General features: G+C 49.9%; 12 protein-coding genes. 3 read left to right on the top strand and 9 right to left on the bottom strand.

What is annotated here, in order from left to right:
• Positions 1 to 33: 33 nt before the first annotated feature.
• Entirely contained in the window at positions 34 to 909 is an 876-nt protein-coding gene (gene fabD, locus DN748_RS00165; protein ID WP_112369743.1) for an ACP S-malonyltransferase, read from the bottom strand.
• A 218-nt stretch (positions 910 to 1,127) separates the two neighbouring features.
• Positions 1,128 to 1,640, bottom strand: coding sequence for a gamma carbonic anhydrase family protein (locus tag DN748_RS00170; RefSeq protein ID WP_112369744.1), 513 nt, complete (start codon positions 1,638 to 1,640; stop codon positions 1,128 to 1,130).
• A 105-nt stretch (positions 1,641 to 1,745) separates the two neighbouring features.
• Here DN748_RS00170 and DN748_RS00175 point away from each other — a divergent pair, with 105 nt between their 5' ends.
• Positions 1,746 to 2,651, top strand: a complete 906-nt coding sequence (locus DN748_RS00175) for a NifU family protein (protein WP_112369745.1) — start codon at positions 1,746 to 1,748, stop codon at positions 2,649 to 2,651.
• Between the two features lie 293 nt (positions 2,652 to 2,944).
• On the opposite strand, the gene DN748_RS00180 is transcribed toward DN748_RS00175, so the two are convergent.
• A complete protein-coding gene (locus DN748_RS00180; protein WP_112369746.1) occupies positions 2,945 to 5,218 on the bottom strand; it encodes an inorganic phosphate transporter in 2,274 nt (757 codons plus the stop codon).
• Positions 5,219 to 5,399: 181 nt separating this feature from the next.
• Here DN748_RS00180 and DN748_RS00185 point away from each other — a divergent pair, with 181 nt between their 5' ends.
• Positions 5,400 to 5,603, top strand: coding sequence for a dodecin family protein (locus DN748_RS00185; protein WP_112369747.1), 204 nt, complete (start codon positions 5,400 to 5,402; stop codon positions 5,601 to 5,603).
• A 98-nt stretch (positions 5,604 to 5,701) separates the two neighbouring features.
• On the top strand, positions 5,702 to 7,744 hold the full coding sequence (locus tag DN748_RS00190; protein ID WP_112369748.1) for a thioredoxin domain-containing protein: 2,043 nt from the start codon (positions 5,702 to 5,704) through the stop codon (positions 7,742 to 7,744).
• Positions 7,745 to 7,785: 41 nt separating this feature from the next.
• On the opposite strand, the gene tsaB is transcribed toward DN748_RS00190, so the two are convergent.
• The 6 genes from tsaB to DN748_RS00220 all read right to left on the bottom strand — a co-directional run bounded on the left by tsaB (position 7,786) and on the right by DN748_RS00220 (position 14,374).
• Positions 7,786 to 8,466 (bottom strand): tRNA (adenosine(37)-N6)-threonylcarbamoyltransferase complex dimerization subunit type 1 TsaB, encoded by a 681-nt coding sequence (gene tsaB, locus DN748_RS00195; RefSeq protein ID WP_112369749.1) that lies wholly within the window; start codon positions 8,464 to 8,466, stop codon positions 7,786 to 7,788.
• A 70-nt stretch (positions 8,467 to 8,536) separates the two neighbouring features.
• Positions 8,537 to 9,958 carry a TolC family protein gene (locus DN748_RS00200; RefSeq protein ID WP_112369750.1) on the bottom strand — a complete coding sequence of 474 codons (1,422 nt, stop codon included), beginning with the start codon at positions 9,956 to 9,958 and terminating at the stop codon, positions 8,537 to 8,539.
• 9 nt (positions 9,959 to 9,967) lie between these two features.
• Positions 9,968 to 11,083: an efflux RND transporter periplasmic adaptor subunit gene (locus DN748_RS00205; RefSeq protein WP_112369751.1), complete on the bottom strand. Its 1,116-nt coding sequence runs from the start codon at positions 11,081 to 11,083 to the stop codon at positions 9,968 to 9,970.
• 53 nt (positions 11,084 to 11,136) lie between these two features.
• Positions 11,137 to 12,402 (bottom strand): ABC transporter permease, encoded by a 1,266-nt coding sequence (locus tag DN748_RS00210; RefSeq protein WP_112369752.1) that lies wholly within the window; start codon positions 12,400 to 12,402, stop codon positions 11,137 to 11,139.
• Between the two features lie 42 nt (positions 12,403 to 12,444).
• A complete protein-coding gene (locus DN748_RS00215) occupies positions 12,445 to 13,680 on the bottom strand; it encodes an ABC transporter permease (protein ID WP_112369753.1) in 1,236 nt (411 codons plus the stop codon).
• Positions 13,670 to 14,374 (bottom strand): ABC transporter ATP-binding protein, encoded by a 705-nt coding sequence (locus DN748_RS00220; protein ID WP_112369754.1) that lies wholly within the window; start codon positions 14,372 to 14,374, stop codon positions 13,670 to 13,672. Before DN748_RS00220 ends, DN748_RS00215 begins: the two co-directional genes overlap by 11 nt.
• Positions 14,375 to 14,426 lie beyond the last annotated feature (52 nt).

Raw genomic sequence — 14,426 nt, forward strand, 5'->3', positions numbered from 1 at the left:
ATATATTAAAGAAGGCGCTATTCTACAACAGCATCATGCCGAAGCGACTTCGGCATTCCGGTCTATTTTCTTTACCAGCCCCTGCAATACCTTCCCGGGACCTACTTCAGTAAACAGGCTGGCACCGTCGGCTATCATCTGCTGCACGCTCTGTGTCCATTTTACGGGGGCTGTGAGCTGTGCTATCAGGTTCCTTCTGATCTCGTCCGGGCTGGTTACAGCCGTGGTGGTCACATTCTGGTATATGGGACAGGCCGGGGTATTAAAAACGGTCTGCTCTATGGCCGAAGCGAGTTCTTCCCGCGCCGGTTCCATCAAGGGAGAATGAAAAGCGCCCCCCACAGGAAGCACCAACGCCCTTCTGGCACCGGCCTCCTTAAGGGCCTCACAGGCCCTGTTTACGGCATCTGTCTCTCCCGATATCACAAGCTGCCCGGGGCAGTTGTAATTAGCGGGAACAACTATGCCCCCGGTAGCCTCACATACCTGCTCTACCACAGTATCTTCGAGCCCCAGCACCGCAGCCATGGTACTCGGTTGCAACTCGCAGGCTTTCTGCATCGCCAGGGCACGCTGAAAGACCAGTTTCAGTCCGTCCTCAAACCCCAGTGCGCCATTGGCCACCAGTGCCGAAAACTCCCCGAGGGAATGACCGGCAACCATATCGGGGGCAAAAGCTGCTCCCAGTGTTTTACTCAGTACAACCGAATGGAGAAATACGGCAGGCTGGGTAACCTTTGTCTGCCGGAGGTCTTCATCCGATCCGTTAAACATAATATCGGTAATGGCAAACCCCAGTATTTCATTGGCCGTATCAAAAAGCTTCCGTGCCGTTTCCGACTGTTCGTACAGGTCGGCTCCCATACCTGAAAATTGTGCTCCCTGACCGGGGAATATATATGCTTTCATAGTTTATTGGTTTGTAGTTCTCAGTTTATGAAAAATACGGAAGCGCCGGAGATTCCTCCCCGACCGAAAAGGCCGGGACAGGCTCTATCGTCGGAATGACAACTCCCGACTCCCTTAACCGTATTCACCGGTCAAAAATAATAAATTGTTTACTGGCAGCCGGACATCTTTTCGCATATTCTGAAAATCCGTCCTCTTTCGCCGGGTACCGGTCCTGTTCACTCCTCATACCAGCCGGAATATTTTACATAATTTGCCGCAATCCGTTCGATCTCCCCGGAAAGCAGTTCCTGGCTTATATCCCTGACTTTCCTGGCAGGCACTCCCGCATAGATACTTCCTGCCTCTACCCTGGTGTTCTTTGTAACGACAGCTCCGGCAGCAATAATGCTGTTGCGCTCCACCACACAGTCATCCATCACAATACTTCCCATCCCGATCAGTACATTATCGTGTATGGTACAACCGTGTACAATGGCATTGTGCCCGATGGAAACATTGTTTCCGATCGTCGTGGGCGACTTCTGATAGGTGGCATGAATAACGGCGCCGTCCTGCACGTTGACCCTGTCGCCCATACGGATATAGTGTACATCCCCCCGTATTACCGCATGAAACCATACGCTGCACTGGTCTCCCATACTGACTTCACCCACGATCACCGCATTCTCGGCTATAAAACAGTCTTTTCCCATTACGGGCGCTTTTCCGTTAATCTTTTTTACAATCATACCTCTTTGTGTTTACGGTCGCAGGCACAAATATAAACAAGCGCAGGCCACTGTGGTAAAATATCCGGAAAAGTATATGTAACTTTGCACCAAAATGCAATTGAAATGGAAAACAGCACTGTAAAAATAAAACCGACCTCCAATCCGGCCATTATAAAGTTTGAAGCTTCCCGTTTCCTGACGGAACACACGAGCTACGAATACCGGAACATCGATGAAGCCCGGGACTCCCCGCTGGCGCAACAGCTCTTTTACCTGCCGTTTGTCAAGACCGTGTTTATCTCGGGAAATTTTGTAGCCATAGAGCGATACGATATTGTGGCGTGGGAAGATGTCCGGGAAGAAGTAGCTGCCCAGATCGCCAATTACCTGGAAAGCGGCCGGCCCGTAGTGAAAGAGGCAGAAGCCGAAACCCGCTTGCCTTATACCATCTATGCGGAAAGCACCCCGAACCCGGCAGTGCTCAAATTTGTCGCCAACAAGAAACTGGTGAGCTCGACCTTCGAATTCAAGAATATCGACGAGGCCAAAGACGCTCCCCTGGCACAGTCGCTCTTCCACTTTCCGTTCGTAAGGGAAGTATTTATCGATGAGAATTATATTTCCATCACCAAATACGACATCGCCGACTGGAACGATATTACGATGGAACTGCGCGAATATATACGGGTATACCTCGAGGAAGGCAAACCCGTTGTTTCCGATACCATACAGACACAGAAAACCAATAAAAGTGCCATTGCTCCGGAAGCGGATAACAGCGATATCGGGGAGACCTCCAGGGAGATTATCGGGATTATAGAAGAATATGTCAAACCGGCCGTAGCCAGTGACGGGGGAAATATTCTCTTCGAATCGTATGACGAGGAGAGCAAAGTGGTAAAACTCGTATTACAGGGGGCCTGCAGCGGTTGTCCTTCTTCCACATTTACCCTCAAGAACGGTATAGAGACCATGCTTAAGGAAATGCTTCACGGAAAGGTAAACGAAGTAGTGGCCATTAACGGATAACATAAACCTACACAAGCACCGGAGCATTACATTACACCTGCCGGCTCAACGGCTACCGGAGGTTTAGTTTGTTTAAAATGTCATTCAGAACGCAGTGAACCTGCCTGCCGGCAGGCAGGGAATCTCCACCCAAGATCAAAAAACCTTCAACAGCATAACGGAGAGCCCGGAGATTCCTTCCCGACCGAAAAGGCCGGGACAGGCTCTATCGTCGGAATGACAAAGCCACTACAAACATAGGATAACGACTCCCGACTTCCGGCCATTTCGTCGTTTGCAAACTAACGACGGCACTACAGTACCGGAAAGGCTTTTTCCTTGACCTCCTTATAATCCGAATAGAAGTCCCTGAAGAGCTCCAGGAGATTCATACTGGCAGAGATCAGGTCTTTGGTTTCCAGCAACAGCCCAAAATACAGTTTGGTGTTTTTCGGACTGGTCTCCGTGGTGCGGATACGGTCTATCTGCTTCTGAATGAGATCGGATACCCTGTCGAACAATTCCTGTTTCTCTTCCAGGATACCGTCGATCTTCTTAAAGGATTCCTTGTCAAAAGTTTCCTGTATCTTGTCGAACAGCACCTGCAGGTCCTTGTCGATCTTCTTCAGGTCCCTGATCTGGTTAAACTTGAGGTTCTTGTGATTGTTATTGACATGCGAATAACTGTTTTTCACAATATAGCCTATCGACTGCACCATGTCCTGCAGGTTATCCAGCATCAGGATATAGAACTTACTGGCTTCTATCGAAGATTCGTCCAGCGATTTTATGAAATAGAACAGTTCCCCTTTCAGTTCATCGACCTCATCCTCCAGTTTTTTCAGGGTCTTCTTGTTTTTCTTAAGCTTTTTGAGATCCTGCAGCCCCAGGTGATCTACCACCTCGGTATACAGCTTATTTGTTTTTCCGATAACCTTGGAAATATGGTGCGAACTGTCGTTTACAATTTCGTGTATGGTAATAATATCTTCCGTCCTGAGCCTTCGCTGTTCTTCTTTTTCCTGGTTCTTCCGGGCGTGTATCCTGGCACTCCGGTACAGCAGGACGGCCACTACGATGAGCAGTCCCACAAACGACACTACCCCGCCTATGGTAAGCAGATAGGCTATGGAAGCCGCGGCAACAAAGGCTACAATAGCCGTGAGGAACCATCCTCCTATAACATTAAACACTCCTGCCACGCGGTATACGGCACTTTCCCTGTCCCATGCGCGGTCGGCAAAGGAAGTTCCCATAGCCACCATAAAGGTCACATAAGTTGTAGACAGCGGAAGCTTAAGGGAGGTCCCTATGGATATCAGTATACTGGCCACCATAAGGTTTACGGAAGCCCTTACCATATCGAAGGCCGGGGCATCCTTGTTTTTCCTGCGCCTGGTCTCGGGCTGTTCAAACTGTTTATCTATCTTGAGCTGTACAGATTTGGGCAGAAAATAGTTGATACCCGCCCCGGCATATACCGAAGCCCTTACAATAAAACGGGAAAGCGCATTGGGCGAGAACTTTTCTGCCCCGTCGCCCTGGCGGGACAGGTCTACCCCGGTGGCAATAACATCGCGTGCCTTTTTGGAGGTCCACAATGTGATGACCATCACTATTCCCGCAAACAGCAGGAAATAGAAAGGTGCTACAATTTCCTCGCTGGCCAGTGCTCCCATAGTATATGTATTGGCAGACATACCGGAATCCACAAAAAAACCATACGACTGGAAAGCCGCTATGGGCACCCCGATAAAATTCACCAGGTCATTCCCCGCAAATGCCATGGCCAGGGCGAAAGTCCCGATAATAATGATAAGCCGGAGAATATTGATCCTGAAGACGCTCATCAGCACCTGCGACAGTACAGTCCAGAACACCAGGCTTATACCGAGGATGATAAGCTGATGCGTGGTTATCCACGCATAGGTTTCAGCAGGGATAAAAGAAACACCCTTCATCCCCTTGATCAGGATAAAAAAGGTGATCGCCGTAATGGCAAGCCCCCCGAAAATAGCGCCTATATACTTAACCTTCTTTTCGAACTGAAATGTAAAAACCAGTCTCGAGATATATTGCACCAGGGCCCCGACGGTAAATGACAGGGCAACGGAAAGCAATATACTGATCACGATCTGCGAGGCCTTCGTCGTATTGATATATTCTCCCAGGCTGGACATATCGCCGTTCTGCACTACGATCTTGTATCCGGCGAGACATACTGCTGCCCCGAGCAGTTCAAACACTATGGACACTGTAGTGGAAGTCGGCAAACCTATGGAATTGAAAACATCCAGCAACAGGATATCAGCGATCATCACGGCCATAAAAATGATCATCACCTCGTTAAAGGTAAACATGCTCGGAACAAAAATACCACTGCGGGCTATCTCCATCATCCCGCTGGAAAACAGGGCACCGCAGGCAATACCCACACTTGCCACGATCATGATGGTCTTCATGGAAACCGCTTTGGACCCTATCGCCGAATTCAGAAAATTAACGGCATCGTTACTCACTCCTACTACCAGATCCGTTATGGCCAACAGCGCAAGGGCTATCAGCATTACCATATATATCTGTTCCATACGTATTCTTTACAGAGGCAAAAGTCTGTCAACTTAATTAAAGTAAAGTTAATTTAATGTTACGAAAACATTACGCAGATGTTTATAACAGTTTCTTAATCTACAATTTAAGGCATTTTGTCATAATTACCGTCCTTTTTTTTCTTATATTATAAGGGTAATCATTTAAAATATTGATATTATGGCAGTTTTAAAAGTAATCGAAGTATTGGCAAGCTCCCCGCAAAGCTGGGAAGATGCCGCCAGAAAGGCTATTGCACAGGCCTCAAAAACCGTGAAGAACATCCGGTCGGTGTACGTACAGGACCAGAGTGCCGTGGTCCAGGGCAGTGACATCAGCGAATTCCGGGTAAACCTCAAGATCACCTTTGAGGTGCAGGATTAAAAAAACAGACGACAGGAAAAATGTAACCAAAAAAGCGTTTCAATACTGTTGAAGCGCTTTTTTGTCTTATTTTACAACGCTATTAAAAACGTTTCCCAATGGCAGATCCCTACACCAACGACCTTATTCATGAAAGCAGTCCGTACCTGCTGCAACACGCGCACAATCCCGTTCAGTGGAAACCCTGGAAACCGGAAGTCCTCGAAGAGGCCGTTGCCTCCAACCGGCTGTTGCTGATAAGCATAGGATACGCTTCATGCCACTGGTGCCACGTCATGGAACAGGAGTGTTTTGAGGACAGTGAAGTGGCCGAGGTCATGAATGCACACTTTATCAATATCAAGGTAGACCGGGAGGAGCGGCCTGATATAGACCAGGTATATATGACCGCCTTACAGGTGATGACCGGGCAGGGCGGATGGCCGCTGAATATAGTGGCCCTCCCGGACGGCCGTCCGGTATGGGGCGGCACATACCTTTCAAAAGACCGGTGGACAGGAACACTGTGGCAGATCCGCGATCTGTATGAACAGGAACCCCGTAAGCTGCAGGAATACGCCACAAGACTGGAACAGGGATTGCAGAGGATGGAAAGCATCGTACCGAAACACGACATCTCTCCTTTTTCGGACAGCCAGATCAGGCAGGCCGTGTCCCGGTGGAGGTCCGGATTCGACTACGAGTACGGCGGACCCGACAGGGCCCCGAAATTCATGATGCCGGGCAATATCGCTTTTCTGCTGGACTACGCCTCCGTTGCCGGAGACAAGGCCCTTATGCAATATGTAGAACTCACACTGACCAAAATGGCTTACGGCGGAATTTACGACCAGGTCGGGGGAGGGTTTTCACGGTACTCGACAGACCGTAAATGGCATGTCCCGCACTTTGAAAAAATGCTTTATGACAACGGACAGCTCGTAAGCCTCTATGCCAATGCCTACGCAGCCACAGGCAGCAAGCTCTACAAAACGGTCGTCTTTGAAACCCTTGAATTCGTCCGCCGGGAACTGACCGGCGATGACGGCGCCTTTTACTCCTCCCTCGATGCCGACAGTACAGACCCGGAGGGCCGGCTTCGGGAAGGTGCCTACTACACCTGGAAGGAAGAAGAGCTGAAAACCCTCCTCGGCGATGATTTCCCCCTGTTCGCAGCGTATTACAACATCAATGGTTACGGCCTGTGGGAAGAAGACCGGTATGTCCTGATCCGAAGTGCCCCGGACAGGGAGATCGCCGCCCGGAACCATATTGAGGAAGGCCTGCTTTCCGGCAAGCTGAATTCCTGGAAACACCTGCTCCTCGACTACAGGGAACAGCGCCCCCGCCCGCGGCTGGACGACAAAATACTGACTTCCTGGAATGCCCTCATGCTAAAGGGTTATACGGATGCCTATAAGGTTTTCGGCGAAAGATCCTTCCTGGAGGCCGCCCTGAAAAATGCCCGTTTTATACTGGAAAAGCAATACGACGGCAACGGAAGACTATTCCGCAATCACAAGGGAGGCAAAAGCAGCATCAATGCGTTCCTGGAAGATTATGCCGCGGTTACAGATGCTTTTATCGCGCTTCATGAAGCAACCCTCGACGAACAGTGGTTACAGGTATCCAGGGCACTCACAGACTATGTTTTCACGCATTTCCACGATCCGCGGAGCCATATGTTCTTTTTTACTTCAGACCTGGATGCGGCACTGATTGCACGAAGTGTGGAAAGACAGGACAATGTGATCCCGTCTTCCAACTCCATCATGGCCGGGAACCTCTTTGTACTATCCAGGCATTTTGACGATGAAAAATACGGGAAAACCGCAAGCCTGATGCTACAACAGATGCTGGACGACATACAAAGCCACCCGTCTTTTCACGCCAACTGGCTGAGCCTGATGCTTTACCACACCTCCGGATTCCGGGAAGTCGTTATCTCCGGCCCGGAGGCCGCAGCATACGCAAAAATCCTCAACAGCCACTATCTCCCCCTGAAAACAGTGACCGGTACATCGGAAAGATCCGGCCTGCCCCTTTTGCGGCAGCGGTATCACGAAGACAGTACTGTTATTTATTTATGTAAAAATAATACCTGTACACTCCCCACCGGAATTCTCAAAGAAGTCGTTAAAAACCTGAAAGGTTACGAATAATGTATACAACCACCAGGAGGGAACAGAAGCCTGATCATCTTTTACAGCCTGGGCTTAGGCCGGGTTACGACAAAATCCTTCAGGTAGTAAGGTTCAAAATAGGCGACGTCCTCAAACCCGCCTGTTTTGAACTTTTCTTCGGAAAGCAAAACCATCCCGCTCGCGGAAGGCACCTCCCTGTGCTCCGGAAATACGGCATTGGGATGGCGGATGACTTCTCTGCATTTCCCGGCGCCATTTCCCGTAAAACAGACTTTTCCCCTCTCCAGCCACAGTGCAAAAGAGGTTTCGTCTACAATCTCGGCACGGGTTTCCCTCAGGAGCCTGAGTTCCGGGTCATATACTGCCGAATAGACCTCCATTCTCCTCGCATCGAGCAGGGGCAGAATAACACCCTGAACGCTGCGATACCGCGATGCCAGTACCTGGAGCGTCGGTATGGCCAGCAGGGGCTTGTCCAGGGCATAACACAGCCCTTTAACGGCTGATACGCCGATCCTCAGTCCCGTATACGACCCCGGGCCCATACTTACCGCAAAGGCATCTACCCCTTCCGGTGAAATCCCCGCTTCTTCGAGTACTTCCCGTATAAACACATGAAGATTTTCGGAATGTGAATAGTTTGCATCGTCCTGTTCCCTGATCGCTACGGATGTCCCGTCCACAGCCAGGCATACCGAACAATTGGTGGTAGAAGTTTCCAGGTTGAGAATAACAGCCATCCTGCCAGATTTGTTACCGTGTTACAGGGGGGCAAGATAAGCCCTTTTCCCCGAACTGTAAAATGATATGCTATAACTCGTCCAGCGGTATCCCGAAATAAAATTCCAGGACCTTCAGCTTGAACACATAATCGTATTTTGTCCTGACGAATTCCGCTTCCGCATTATCTACCCTGGCCTGTGCCTGGGCATAATCGAAACCGTTCATCAACCCTACATTATAGCGTTCCCGGGCATAATTATAGGCTTCTTTCCGGGCCTCCAGGGCTTTTCCGGCTGCTTCATAACTCTTGTAAGCGGCCCGGGTATCGTTCCACGCCTGGTGTACGGCATTGTCGAGGTCCAGCTTGTCCTGCTCCAGCTGGTTTTTGGTCCGCTCCAGGTTTACTTCACTTCGCTTCACACTGTTTCGCGCCGAAAAACCGTTAAAGACCGGGATACTGAGCTGCAACCCATACGAATGCCCGTCATTCAGCGACCACTGGTCGAAAAAAGGCATCGGCCCCCGCACCCCCATGATCTCCCTCGGCGTCACCACAGCTTCTTCGGTAGAAGGGACCACCCCTATCGGTACCAGGTCGAATTCTCCGGTACCTACAGACCTGTCCTGGTACGATATCCTGGTATCGTATCCGTAATAGGCAGACAAGGTCGGCAACAGTGCCCCCTTGGCTATTTCCACATCTTTTTCGGCCAGCGCCACATTGGTTTCCGAAAATTTTATATCGTTCCTGAACGTCAGGGCCTTTTCGTAAATAGTCCGGGGCGATTCATCCGGGATCCGGGATTCGGGCATTACAAAATCTTCATCTGCCACATCAAAGTTCTCATAGTCATCGATAAGCAGGAGCTGCGCCAGCGATATCCTGGACAACCTGAGTTCATTTTCCGCATTCACGATCTGTTGTTCCTGGGTAGCCGCAGTAGCTTCTATTTCCAGCAGGTCGCCCCGGGGAACCACTCCTGAGGTCACCAGCTCCCTGGTCTTTTTCAGGTCCTGTACCGTAACCGCATACTGTGCCCTGGCCACTTCCAGGTTTTCCCTGCTGAAAAGCACCTGCAGGTATCCGTTGGCTACCGAAAGCGCTATATCATCTTTCATATCGGCCAGTTTATACCTGTTGGCCAGAATGCTCAGGTTGGCCCTTCTCAAGGTCTTTACATTCTGCAACCCCTTAAATACATCTACGCTCACCGACCCCTGGAAAGAGGTAAACTGCGTCGTCTGGTTTTCGAGCAACCCCGTGGTAATATTCTGGTTGAGCCCGATATTCCAGGAGTGAGAGGTTCCCAGATTGATCTTGGGGAGAAAATTCCCCACCGCATCCGATTTATTGACTTCCGCATCGCGGGAATCCAGTTCGGTCTGTCTTACGCTGATATTGTGTTTCAGGGCATACTCAATACAGGACTTCAGGGTCCATTTTTTGGCCTGGGAATGGGCCAGGAAGGTTGTGAGGAGAAAAGTAAGAAAAAATAGTCTTGTTCTCATAAGGGTTATTTATTGTTTTTTAAGCGGTTCCGTTTTGTTCCACACTTTTACCCGGTCACTTTCCGAAAGTCCGGATACTATTTCGATATTGATACCGTCGGAGATCCCTGTTTCCACATCCCGCCGCTCAAATTCCTGTTCTCCCGTCTCCACCTCCACATAGGGCTCTTCCGTTTCCTTGTCGAACTGGAGCAGGGCTTCCTTTACAGCCAGTACGTCTTCCTTCTTGTCGAGCACCAGGGAAGCATTGGCACTGTACCCTGCCCTGATAAAATACCCTTCTTCCATAAAGACATTGGCTTCTATCCTGAACTGTATCACTCCCGAGGAGGTTTCTTCCTCTTCGTTCCATTTGGGAGCCACAAACTTCAATTCCCCGTCAAATTCCTTGTCGGGAATGGCCCCGAAACTTATTTTCAGCGGAGAGCCGACTTCCAGTTTCCCTACTTCGGCCTCGTCTACCAATCCCTGAAAGATCATTTTCGAGAGATCGGCTATACTGGCGATGGTGGTCCCGTCGTTAAAATTGTTACTCTCTATAACCTGGTCCCCTACTTTAACCGGTATTTCCAGTATGGTTCCGGCAATAGTAGCCTTGATATTGGTATTGGCACTGCTCGACCCCCCGGCCGATCCTTCCCGGATGATCTGAAGATCGCTCTGGGCATTGGCCAGTTCCTGTTTCGCCTGGTTATGGGTGAGTTCTATATTGTTGAATTCCTGGGCAGAAATAACCCCCTTGTCGAAAAGTTCCTTATTCCGCTTGTATTCTATCTCCGCGTTCCCCAGCGATATCCTGGCATTACTCACCCTTCCCCTTGCGGTGTTGAGCGTTTGTTCATTGGGTACTACCGTTATTTTGGCGATAAGATCGCCGGCTTCCAGCACATCGCCCTCTTCCACCAGTATTTCTCCTATGATACCGGAGATCTGCGGCTTTATGGCTACCTCATCTTCGGGGATCACCTTTCCAGTAGCTACCGATTTCTCCTGGATGGTTGTTTTAAACGGGGTTTCCGTATCGTAGGTTATGGGCGACTTGCTGTTGGATTTTACAAAATAGGCTGCAGCCAGAAGTGCTCCTACGATCAGGACACCGATTCCCAAATACTTTACAATTTTCATCTATGACACTCTAATTGGTTATTCTTTTCTCTTTATCTGTTCGTATGCTGTAACTATTCTTCCCTGAGGGCATCGATAGGCTTGATATTCACCGCCCGCTGTGCCGGAATGAGCCCGATCAGGGTTCCCAGGCCGATCATGATCAGCAGGGCTCCCAGAATATAGGGTATGGGCACTGTGGGATTGGTATACGGGAAATCTCCTCCTCCCTGGGTCATCATATTGATCAATGCGAGCACCATGGCCCCCAGTATGATCCCCATGATCCCGGCTACCAGGGTAAGAAAAACAGATTCGAGCAGTATCTGCCCCCTCACCTCGGCGGGAGTAGCTCCCAGCGCCCTTCTCACTCCCAGTTCCCGGGTACGCTCCTTTACCGATATCAGCAGGATGTTCCCTATGGCGATAACCCCGGCGATGATGGTGGCCATCCCCACAAAGAGGGATAAAAAATTTAATCCACGGGCAAAGCCGAAAAGTTTTGAGAAAGCCTCTCCCAGGTTAAACCCTCCGAAGGCCCTTTCATCATCGGGATGCACCTTATGCCTGCGCTTCAGCAGGTTCTTCACATCCTTTTCCAGGGCGACAATGTCGACATCCTCATAGGCTGCAATGGCCATCCACCCTACATCCTCTCCCGTATTGAATATCTTCCGGTAGGTCGTGTAAGGCAGCATGAGGGCACTATCGCCTTCGAAATCCACATTTTCCGATTTTTTATACACCCCGATCACCTGCAGGTATACATTGTTGAGCTTTACAAAATTCCCTACCGGGTCTTCGTCCTTGTCGAAGAGATCGTTTCTCACCCGCTCGCCGATCACACATACCCTCCGCTCTTTCACAATATCCATTTCATTGAGAAAGCGGCCTCCTTCGTATATTTTTTTCTTCGAGATCTTGTCCACTACCGGATAATCCCCGAAAACCGGGTAGGTACCGTATTTCGTCCCTCTTGAAACGGTGGGCGGGGCGCCCCCGAATACTCCCATCACATTCCTCGGAGCGATAAACTGGATCTCCGGCAACTTGTTCTTCAGGTCCTCCACATCCCCCAGCTTGAGCCTTATCGTTCTTCCTATCTTAAACCCCGCATAAGGAATACTGGTTCGCTGGGTCCATATAAACATGCTGTTATTGGCGATGCCCTGAAATTCCTTTTCGAAACCGTTATCCAGCCCCTTGGTGGCCCCGGAAAGGGCGATATACACAAATATCCCCCAGAGCACCCCGATAATGGTAATCACGGTACGCACCTTGTTCTTCCGGATAGACCCGAAAATTTCCTGCCATGTATCCCTGTCAAAAATAAACCGCATTAGGTGTCTTCTGTTTTGTTATTTTCCATGATATTCCCGGTATTATTCATCCCTGAGTGCTACAATCGGTTTTACATTCGCCGCTTTTCTGGCCGGAACATAGCCTGCCAGTACTCCGAAAAACACGAGGATAAGTGTAGCCATAATGACAATATTGAGCCCGACCCCCGGGTTACTGATAAAATAGTCTTCCTTGAAACGGTCTCCCATAAGGGAAAGTATCCCCATTCCCAGCACCAGGCCGACATAACCGGCTATGGTCGTTATAAAAATGGATTCCTGCAACACCAGCCCGATCACCGAAGCCGGGGTGGCCCCGAGGGCCTTCCGGATACCCAGTTCCTTCGTGCGTTCCTTCACCACAAAGACCATGATATTACTGATCCCTATAACCCCGGCGATCAGGGTGCCTATACCCACGAAAACAACGACCAGTTGCAGTATGTTGGCAAACATCATGTTGCGCTGCACAATATCTGCCATATTCCGGAGATAGATGGCATTCTGGTCATCGGGCGCTATATTGTGTTTGGCCTTCAGGTACTTTTGCAGGCTCAGGTCGAAAGCCATGGCACCTGCATACCCGATATCGGTATTATAGGTCAGCATGATCTCATTGATCTTGTCGGTACCCTGGTCCAGCATCTGCCGCGTCGTATAGGGCATATAGATCATCCGCTCCTCGTTATCCCCGTCATCATCCTGGAACACCCCGACAACCCGGTACATGACACCTCCCACATCCAGGTATTTCCCCACGGCGCTCTCCGAGTGTCCGAACAGGTCGACCTCTACAAGTCTCCCGATAACGATATTCTTGGCAAAACCGGCCATATCATGTGCATTGACATACCGCCCCTTCATGATAATGGTCTTCTGCATATCTCCATAGGGCGGGGCTATGGCATTGATACTGTAACTGTTGGACTCTCCCCTGTACCTGGCGGTAGCACTGAAGGAGATCACCGGGGTGATCTCGTCGAGATAGAGTGCAAAATCCTTTTTTATATCGTCTATATCGTCATTCCTGAATTCAATGGCCCTACCCTTCTTAAACCCTTTATACGGCTCGGAGGTCCGTCCCGGATTTATGGAAAAGGTATTGGTCGCCTCTCCCATAAAAAACTCGTTGAAGGAATTCTTCAGCCCGTTGCCCATACCGTAAAGCACGGTAAAGATAAATATCCCGAGCGCTACGGTAAAACCCGACAGGAATGTCCTGAGCTTGTTTTTACCTATGGTCTGGAATATTTCCTGCCAGCGGTCCCTACTGAACATACGATGAAGCCCTTACCTGTTCTACAAAAGAATCTTCCACGATAACACCGTCTTTCAGGTGTATGATACGTTTACACATTTGCGCGATATCGGGTTCGTGGGTTACAACCAGGATGGTCTTGCCTTCATCATTGATCTCCTGTATGAGGTCCATGATCTCATAGGAGGTCTTGCTGTCCAGCGCCCCCGTAAGCTCATCGGCCAGCAGCACCTTGGGTTCGGCAGCCATTGCACGGGCTATGGCCACACGCTGTTTCTGCCCTCCGGACAACTCGCTGGGAAGATGATGTGCCCAGTTCTTCAGCCCTACCTTTTCCAGGTATTTCATGGCCTTCTCCTGCCGCTCGTTCCTGTTTACACGCTGATAGTAAAGCGGCAATGCCACATTCTCTATGGCTGTCTTATAATTGATCAGGTTGAAAGACTGGAAAATAAAGCCGAGAAACTTGTTCCTGTATTTGGCCGCCTTGGTCTCATTGAGGTTCCTGATCGGCACCCCGTCCAGGATGTATTCTCCGGAGTCTGCCTCATCGAGCATTCCCAGAATATTGAGCAGGGTGGATTTCCCCGACCCGGAAGATCCCATGATGGCCACGAGTTCCCCCTCTTCTACAGACAGGTTCAGCCCTTTGAGCACGTGAAGGGAATTAGTCCCCATGCGATAAGATTTGTGCAAGTCCTTAATTACGATCATCCTTCTGGAGCTTTGAGGTGTCATGCCGCGCAAAATCACCGGCACAGCCAAA

Origin of the sequence: Sinomicrobium soli, from assembly GCF_003285545.1 — a bacterium.
Lineage (GTDB): Bacteria > Bacteroidota > Bacteroidia > Flavobacteriales > Flavobacteriaceae > Sinomicrobium.

Coding starts and splice junctions, on each gene's coding strand:
- fabD (WP_112369743.1), bottom strand. CDS start 909: ATGAAAGCATATATATTCCCCGGTCAGGGAGCACAATTTTCAGGTATG.
- DN748_RS00170 (WP_112369744.1), bottom strand. CDS start 1,640: ATGATTGTAAAAAAGATTAACGGAAAAGCGCCCGTAATGGGAAAAGAC.
- DN748_RS00175 (WP_112369745.1), top strand. CDS start 1,746: ATGGAAAACAGCACTGTAAAAATAAAACCGACCTCCAATCCGGCCATT.
- DN748_RS00180 (WP_112369746.1), bottom strand. CDS start 5,218: ATGGAACAGATATATATGGTAATGCTGATAGCCCTTGCGCTGTTGGCC.
- DN748_RS00185 (WP_112369747.1), top strand. CDS start 5,400: ATGGCAGTTTTAAAAGTAATCGAAGTATTGGCAAGCTCCCCGCAAAGC.
- DN748_RS00190 (WP_112369748.1), top strand. CDS start 5,702: ATGGCAGATCCCTACACCAACGACCTTATTCATGAAAGCAGTCCGTAC.
- tsaB (WP_112369749.1), bottom strand. CDS start 8,466: ATGGCTGTTATTCTCAACCTGGAAACTTCTACCACCAATTGTTCGGTA.
- DN748_RS00200 (WP_112369750.1), bottom strand. CDS start 9,958: ATGAGAACAAGACTATTTTTTCTTACTTTTCTCCTCACAACCTTCCTG.
- DN748_RS00205 (WP_112369751.1), bottom strand. CDS start 11,083: ATGAAAATTGTAAAGTATTTGGGAATCGGTGTCCTGATCGTAGGAGCA.
- DN748_RS00210 (WP_112369752.1), bottom strand. CDS start 12,402: ATGCGGTTTATTTTTGACAGGGATACATGGCAGGAAATTTTCGGGTCT.
- DN748_RS00215 (WP_112369753.1), bottom strand. CDS start 13,680: ATGTTCAGTAGGGACCGCTGGCAGGAAATATTCCAGACCATAGGTAAA.
- DN748_RS00220 (WP_112369754.1), bottom strand. CDS start 14,374: ATGATCGTAATTAAGGACTTGCACAAATCTTATCGCATGGGGACTAAT.